The 462-nt window shown below is 54.8% G+C and carries 1 protein-coding gene; it reads right to left on the reverse strand.

The window, feature by feature from the left end; translation table 11 throughout:
• Positions 1-224: 224 nt before the first annotated feature.
• Positions 225-462: cation transporting ATPase C-terminal domain-containing protein (locus F0L46_RS27960; protein ID WP_149822441.1), on the reverse strand; the 238-nt coding region annotated here is incomplete at its 5' end.

The raw sequence follows: 462 nt of genomic DNA on the forward strand, positions 1-462 counted from the left end.
ATGGTGTCGTTTACCACTTGTCAATGACCACCTCGTTCGCTGGAAAACAACGAGAGCGTTAGTGTCGCCGGCGCTCGATCGGAGGCTGTGGTCCGAACTTACTGGGTCTTATGCAGATATCACAACCGTGTCGTTACGTGTGTAGTTTCACTGCGGGATCACAACAAACAAATAGTGTTCATGGAATATGTGCGTGCAGTGGCGCTGCGACGGTGTTCCGGCGCTTACAGCATCCACGACGGCTGGGCATCGGAGATCTTGCGCGCGACGAATTTGAGCACTTCATCCAGCAGTACCACGGGTACTGAGAACTTCATTACGGTTACCCACTCGTCGAGCGACAGCGGCGTCACTTGGAACACGGCCGAAAGAACCTCGACGTAGAGGATGACGAAATGAAGAGTGAAGGAGAGCGCCATGGAGCCGACGAGCCACAAGTTTGACCAGGGCGGCATGGTGACC

Source organism: Salinarimonas soli (assembly GCF_008386575.1).
In the GTDB taxonomy this organism is placed as follows: Bacteria; Pseudomonadota; Alphaproteobacteria; order Rhizobiales; family Beijerinckiaceae; genus Salinarimonas_A; species Salinarimonas_A soli.